The 547-nt window shown below is 58.9% G+C and carries 1 protein-coding gene; it reads left to right on the plus strand.

Features of this window, described 5'->3' with window-relative positions; translation table 11 throughout:
- On the plus strand, window positions 1-247 hold a 247-nt coding region (locus tag H1B37_RS33130; RefSeq protein WP_182871542.1), incomplete at its 5' end, for a tyrosine-type recombinase/integrase.
- Between the last annotated feature and the right edge of the window lie 300 nt (window positions 248-547).

Here is a 547-nt window from a genome sequence, read left to right on the forward strand (position 1 = left end):
GCACGAAGACACCTTCCCTACGCGTTTCAAGCGGGCCCTTCGCCGAACCGAAATCCTCAAGAAGGCCGTTCCCCATACACTTCGCCACAGTTTTGCCACCCACATGCTCGAAGACGGGGCGGACATTCGTACGGTGCAGGAATTGCTCGGACATAAGGATGTGAAAACGACGATGATCTATACCCACGTCATGAACCGTCCCGGCCTGGCCGTGACCAGCCCCTCGGATCGGTTGGGGTTGGTTTGAGTCGCTGGGATTCTGATTGTGGAACCATTGTTTTGGACTGTTCTCTTCTCGGGTGGGTGGCTGAGTGGGTTGGACGGGCTGACCGCGTGGCGGTCAGGGGGAACAGTTGGGGACAACGGTTCTACACTTTTTTCAGCGCGGGTGACCGCGTGGCGGTCAGGGGGAACAGTTGGGGACAACGGTTCTACACTTTTTTCAGCGCGGGTGACCGCGTGGCGGTCAGGGGGGAACAGTTGGGGACAACGGTTCTACACTTTTTTCAGCGCGGGTGACCGCGTGGCGGTCAGGGGGAACAGTTGG

The sequence above is a fragment of the Stieleria mannarensis genome (assembly GCF_014154935.1).
GTDB lineage: Bacteria > Planctomycetota > Planctomycetia > Pirellulales > Pirellulaceae > Stieleria > Stieleria mannarensis.